General features: G+C 67.8%; 1 protein-coding gene. It reads left to right on the top strand.

Annotated features, from left to right (window positions below):
- On the top strand, positions 1 to 602 hold a 602-nt coding region (locus LDO54_RS01845), incomplete at both ends, for an HlyD family efflux transporter periplasmic adaptor subunit (protein ID WP_224005335.1).

The raw sequence follows: 602 nt of genomic DNA, 5'->3' as shown, positions 1-602 counted from the left end.
GCGCATCGCGCTGCAACAGGCCGAAGCGAATCTCGGCCAGACCGTGCGCCAGGTGCGCGGCCTCTTCGCCGACGACAGCCAGTACGAAGCGCAGGTCGCCGTGCGTCGTGCCGACCTGTCGCGTGCGCAGGACGATCTGCGCCGCCGCATGCTGGTCGCGCAGACGGGCGCGGTTTCGCAGGAAGAAATCTCGCACGCACGCGACGCCGAAAAGAGCGCCGAAGCCGCGCTCGAAGCCGCGCAGCAGCAACTCGCCGCGAACCAGGCGCTGACCGCAAACACGACCATCGCGAACCATCCGAACGTGATGGCGGCCGCCGCGAAGGTGCGCGACGCGTACCTCGCGAACGCGCGCAACACGCTGCCTGCGCCGGTCACGGGTTATGTGGCGAAGCGTTCGGTGCAGGTCGGCCAGCGCGTCTCGCCGGGCACGCCGCTGATGTCGGTGGTGCCGCTGAACTCGCTGTGGATCGACGCGAACTTCAAGGAAGTGCAGCTCAAGCACATGCGCATCGGCCAGCCGGTGGAGATGACGGCGGACGTGTATGGATCGTCGGTGGTCTATCACGGCAAGGTGGTGGGTTTCTCGGCGGGCACGGGTT

Origin of the sequence: Paraburkholderia tropica, from assembly GCF_914484835.1 — a bacterium.
GTDB classification, from domain to species: domain Bacteria; phylum Pseudomonadota; class Gammaproteobacteria; order Burkholderiales; family Burkholderiaceae; genus Paraburkholderia; species Paraburkholderia tropica_A.
The sequence above is the reverse complement of the archived record's forward strand: the minus strand, read 5'-3'. Positions and strand labels throughout refer to the sequence as shown.